Origin of the sequence: Metapseudomonas resinovorans, from assembly GCF_002003485.1 — a bacterium.
In the GTDB taxonomy this organism is placed as follows: Bacteria; Pseudomonadota; Gammaproteobacteria; order Pseudomonadales; family Pseudomonadaceae; genus Metapseudomonas; species Metapseudomonas resinovorans_D.
On the sequence record NZ_BDMA01000063.1, the window covers coordinates 1 to 4,860 of the forward strand.

The window sequence follows — 4,860 nt, forward strand, 5'->3', positions numbered from 1 at the left end:
TGAGGTCTGGAGGTTAGCCTGATAGGTGTAAACCTATTTCAGGACTAGACACCGGAAACGAAAAGGCCCGCATCATGCGGGCCTTTTCGTTCCAGCGAGCTGGAGGCTTACTGACTTTTCTCCTCGGTCGGCGCGGTATCAGGCGCTGCCGGGGCGGGCTCGGTCGGGGCCGGGGCGGTTTCCGGCGCCGGAGTCGGTGGGGTGGCCGGGGTGCTCGGCTGGGTTTCGGTAGCCGGAGCAGCCGGTGCCTGAGCCTCTTCCTTCTTGTCGCAGGCGGCGAGACCAAGGCTTGCGGCCAGGAGCAGGGCGAGAGACAGGGTTTTCTTCATCATTGAGCCTCCATGTGTGGCTTTTCCTCATCGATAGCCGTTGGAGTTTGTGATTCGTTTCTAAGTTCCGCGCTAATTGCAAAAAGCATGACTGCGCGGTCTCCCACGGCGCAAGCGGGTGGGGCAGGGTATGATTCGCCTCTTTGCCCACCCTCCGCCAAGGTTGCAGTCATGACGGACAACACCCTCATCGAACGGGCGCAGCGCTTTCTTACCGTGCTGCGTCATTGCCAGGTGCTCGGCCTCACCGTGCACGATGCCACTCCCCAGGGCCTGACCCTGCGCCTGCCGTACAGCACGCAGATCATCGGCAATCCGGAAACCGGCGTGATCCACGGTGGTGCCATTACCACTCTCATGGATACCACCTGCGGCATTTCCACGGTCTGCGTGCTGCCGGAGTTCGAGATCTGCCCGACCCTGGACCTGCGCATCGACTACATGCACCCGGCCGAGCCGCACAAGGATGTTTTCGGTTTCGCTGAATGCTACCGGGTTACCCCCAACATCATCTTCACCCGTGGCTATGCCTACCAGGACGACCCGGCACAACCCATCGCCCATGTGGTGGGTGCGTTCATGCGCCTGGGCAAGCCCGGGCAGTTGAAGCAGGGAGGTGCGGCATGAGCCTCGACCTCAGCGCCGTGGTCCGCGAAGCCCACGAGAAGAACGATTACGACTCGCTGGTGTGTCTGATCCCCTACGCCAAGCTGATCGGCATGGAATGCCTGCGCCTCGGGGATGACATGGTGTTCCGCCTGCCGGCGAACAAGGACAACATCGGCAATCCGACCCTGCCAGCCATCCATGGCGGCGTGATCGCCGGCTTCATGGAGCACGCGGCGATGCTCCACTTGCTGATGTTCATGGGCACGCCACATATGCCCAAAATCATCGACTTCTCGATAGATTACCTGCGCGCCGGGCACTATCGTGACACCTACGTCCAATGCCAGGTCTGGCGACAAGGCCGCCGTGTCGCCAACGTCGCCATTACCGCCTGGCAGACCACCCAGACCGAACCCATCGCCACCGCGCGCGCCCACTTCAAGGTCGACGAATCCTGAGGCGCGTCAGGCGCGTCCGGTCGCTCACAAGGAAAGCCCGATGGTTGCGTTACTCATACTCGGTGGCCTGCTGCTGATCGTCACCGGCCTCGTCTGGCTGGTGATGCGTGCGTTCGGCACCAGCCTGCTCTGGGGCTTCGGCAGCCTGCTGCCGCCGGTCACGCTGGCCTACGTGCTCTACCATTGGCGAACCGCGCGCAACGCTGTGGCCTTTGGCGCCATGGGTTTCATACCGCTGGTGGTGGGCCTGACCATGCTCGCCGCGCAGGACCCGGAGCGCCTGCAGGCGATCCTGAGCCTGCGCTGGCTGGGCGACGAGCAGCAGACGGCTTCCGAGCTGGACATCCGCCTCAATGGCGAACTCAACGGGCAGCGTTTCGCTCCGCTTCAAGCCGAACTGGTGGATGGCATTCTCAGCCTGCGCGAGGGCCAGGACTTCTATGCCCGTCGCGAGCTCACCATCCGGGTCGGCAGTCAGCCACAGGGAGCCCTGCGCCTGGATGTATTGCCCGAGGATGCCGGCCCGCAACCGGAAATCGAAATCAGCTGGCTGCTCCCGGAGCAGGAACTGCCCGAAGCCCGGCGCATCCCCCGTGGCTACACGCTGCACGTGGACCTTCAGCCGGTCGCGCCGAATCGCCTGGCCGGTGATTTCCACCTGGTGCTGCCACCGAAGTTCGCGACCACGCTATCCGGCCACCTGGAGGTCTTCACCGATCGCCTGCGCTATCGCGACGGCCAGGTGGACACGCGTTACGACTCCCGTGACACGCTGGCCTATGTAGTCCGCGATTACCTGCAACGCCGCTTCGCCACCCGTGATGTCGAGCTGGCCCCGCTGCCGGCCGTCAGCCTGCCGGCACGCGAACTGGAAGTCGAGGTGGAAGCTCGCATCGGCGGCCAGCCCCAGCGTTTGCCGCTGCAGCTGATAAAGAATGAGAGCCGGGGCTGGCGCGTGAGTCGCGACAGCTTCCCGCCGCTGGCAGCCTCCGCCGTGGAGGCCCCGGCGCCGAGCGAGGCACAGGAACCCGGACCAACATCGGACAGCGCCCATGCGATAGATCGTCGCCTGCGCTTCTCCTTGCAACGCCTGCTGAGCAATCCCGCTCAGTACCAGGAGCTCAGCATGCGCGTGTACACAGTACGCGGTAGCACCGCCGAAGGCCGCTTCGCCGGGCTGGATCGCGACGGACGTGTCCTGATTCGTCGCAATCTTGGTGGGGCAGGGGCTGCAAGCTTCAGCTTCGACCTCGACGAAGTCTCCCACGTCGAACTGCTCGAACCCTGAAGTCGGGAAATCCTGGTTCGGCCCCGCTGCGAATCGTGAAGCGCGGGGCCTGACGTGCAACGCAGCGAAAGTCAGGTTCTTCCCGCTTTCGCTAAGCACTTGAAATCCTTGTCGAAGGCCCCATCTGGATGTGATCCGCCGCTGTAAACGGCCTAAACCATCCACGTGGAGTAAGACGACCATGAGTGTGGAAACTCAAAAAGAAACCCTGGGCTTCCAGACCGAGGTGAAGCAGCTGCTTCACCTGATGATCCATTCCCTGTATTCCAACAAGGAAATCTTCCTCCGCGAGCTGATTTCCAACGCCTCCGACGCCGCCGACAAGCTGCGCTTCGAGGCGCTGGCAACGCCTGCGCTGCTGGAAGGCGGCGCCGAGCTGAAGATCCGCGTCAGTTTCGACAAGGACGCGCGCACTGTCACCCTCGAAGACAATGGCATCGGCATGAGCCGTGACGAGGTGATCGCTCACCTGGGCACCATCGCCAAGTCCGGTACCGCCGACTTCCTGAAGAATCTCTCTGGCGACCAGAAGAAGGATTCCCACCTGATCGGCCAGTTCGGTGTGGGCTTCTATTCCGCGTTCATCGTTGCCGACAAGGTCGACGTCTTCACCCGCCGCGCTGGCCTGGCTGCCGCCGAGGGCGTTCACTGGTCGTCGCAAGGCGAGGGCGAGTTCGACATCGCCACTATCGACAAGGCCGAGCGCGGTACCCGCATCGTCCTGCACCTGAAGAGCGACGAAGCAGAGTTCGCCGACGGCTGGCGCCTGCGCAATGTCATCAAGAAGTACTCCGACCACATCGCCCTGCCCATCGAACTGCCGAAGGAGCACCACGGCGAAGAGGCACCGGCGGAGCAGGAGTGGGAAACCGTCAACCGTGCCAGCGCGCTCTGGACCCGTCCGCGCACCGAGGTGAAGGACGAGGAGTACCAGGAGTTCTACAAGCACGTCGCCCACGACTTCGAGAACCCGCTGTCCTGGAGCCACAACAAGGTCGAAGGCAAGCTGGAATACACCTCGCTGCTCTACGTCCCGGCCCGCGCACCCTTCGACCTCTATCACCGTGAGGCGCCGCGCGGCCTGAAGCTTTACGTGCAGCGCGTGTTCATCATGGACCAGGCTGACCAGTTCCTGCCGCTCTACCTGCGCTTCATCAAGGGCGTGGTGGACTCCAATGACCTGTCGCTGAACGTCTCCCGCGAAATTCTGCAATCCGGCCCGGTGATCGAGTCCATGAAGTCGGCGCTGACCAAGCGCGTTCTGGACATGCTGGAGAAGCTGGCGAAGAACGAGCCCGAGCAATACAAGGGCTTCTGGAAGAACTTCGGCCAGGTGCTGAAGGAAGGTCCGGCCGAGGACTTCGCCAACAAGGAGAAGATCGCCAGCCTGCTGCGCTTCGCTGCCACCAGCGACAATTCGGGCGAGCAGAGCGTTTCCCTGGCCGACTACATCGGTCGCATGAAGGAAGGCCAGGACAAGATCTACTACCTCACCGGCGAGAGCTATTCGCAGGTGAAGAACAGCCCGCACCTGGAAGTCTTCCGCAAGAAAGGCATCGAAGTGCTGCTGCTCACCGACCGTATCGACGAGTGGCTGATGAGCTACCTGTCCGACTTCGACGGCAAGGGCTTCGTCGATGTCGCTCGCGGCGATCTCGACCTTGGCAAGCTGGATTCGGAAGAGGACAAGAAGGCCCAGGAAGAAGTCGCCAAGACCAAGGAAGGGCTGATCGAGCGCCTCAAGTCCGCCCTGGGTGAGGAAGTTTCGGAAGTGCGCGTGTCGCACCGCCTGACCGACTCTCCGGCGATCCTCGCCATCGGCGAACAGGACCTGGGCCTGCAAATGCGCCAGATCCTCGAAGCCAGCGGCCAGAAAGTGCCGGACTCCAAGCCGATCTTCGAGATCAACCCGGCCCACCCGCTGATCGAGAAACTCGACGGCGAGCAGGACGAGGATCGCTTCGGCGAACTGTCGCACATCCTCTTCGACCAGGCTGCCCTGGCCGCAGGCGACAGCCTGAAGGACCCGGCCGCCTACGTGCGTCGCCTGAACAAGCTGCTGGTGGAACTCTCCGCCTGATAGCCGAAAGGTGTGAAGAAAGGCCCGCAATGCGGGCCTTTTTTTGGGTTCTTCGCGGATTTCCGGGGAGCCATGAAAAAAGAACGGCGATTTGGT

The 4,860-nt window shown here is 62.7% G+C and carries 5 protein-coding genes; 4 read left to right on the plus strand and 1 reads right to left on the minus strand.

Annotated features, from left to right (window positions below):
* Positions 1–107: 107 nt before the first annotated feature.
* A complete protein-coding gene (locus MnOB_RS17460) occupies positions 108–329 on the minus strand; it encodes a hypothetical protein (protein ID WP_077525499.1) in 222 nt (73 codons plus the stop codon).
* Positions 330–500: 171 nt separating this feature from the next.
* Here MnOB_RS17460 and MnOB_RS17465 point away from each other — a divergent pair, with 171 nt between their 5' ends.
* The 4 genes from MnOB_RS17465 to htpG all read left to right on the plus strand — a co-directional run bounded on the left by MnOB_RS17465 (position 501) and on the right by htpG (position 4,764).
* Entirely contained in the window at positions 501–956 is a 456-nt protein-coding gene (locus MnOB_RS17465) for a PaaI family thioesterase (RefSeq protein WP_077525495.1), read from the plus strand.
* Positions 953–1,396 carry a PaaI family thioesterase gene (locus MnOB_RS17470; RefSeq protein ID WP_077525496.1) on the plus strand — a complete coding sequence of 148 codons (444 nt, stop codon included), beginning with the start codon at positions 953–955 and terminating at the stop codon, positions 1,394–1,396. The genes MnOB_RS17465 and MnOB_RS17470 overlap by 4 nt, the downstream gene beginning before the upstream one ends.
* A 40-nt stretch (positions 1,397–1,436) precedes the next feature.
* The gene (locus tag MnOB_RS17475; protein WP_077525497.1) at positions 1,437–2,684 is read left to right on the plus strand and encodes an MFS transporter; all 1,248 of its coding nucleotides are present in this window, start codon (positions 1,437–1,439) and stop codon (positions 2,682–2,684) included.
* Positions 2,685–2,865: 181 nt separating this feature from the next.
* The gene (gene htpG / locus MnOB_RS17480; protein WP_077525498.1) at positions 2,866–4,764 is read left to right on the plus strand and encodes a molecular chaperone HtpG; all 1,899 of its coding nucleotides are present in this window, start codon (positions 2,866–2,868) and stop codon (positions 4,762–4,764) included.
* Positions 4,765–4,860: the final 96 nt, after the last annotated feature.

What these genes read in the sequence shown, in the direction of transcription:
- MnOB_RS17470 (WP_077525496.1), top strand. Translation starts at nt 953, where the DNA reads ATGAGCCTCGACCTCAGCGCCGTGGTCCGCGAAGCCCACGAGAAGAAC.
- MnOB_RS17475 (WP_077525497.1), top strand. Translation starts at nt 1,437, where the DNA reads ATGGTTGCGTTACTCATACTCGGTGGCCTGCTGCTGATCGTCACCGGC.
- MnOB_RS17465 (WP_077525495.1), top strand. Translation starts at nt 501, where the DNA reads ATGACGGACAACACCCTCATCGAACGGGCGCAGCGCTTTCTTACCGTG.
- MnOB_RS17460 (WP_077525499.1), bottom strand. Translation starts at nt 329, where the DNA reads ATGAAGAAAACCCTGTCTCTCGCCCTGCTCCTGGCCGCAAGCCTTGGT.
- htpG (WP_077525498.1), top strand. Translation starts at nt 2,866, where the DNA reads ATGAGTGTGGAAACTCAAAAAGAAACCCTGGGCTTCCAGACCGAGGTG.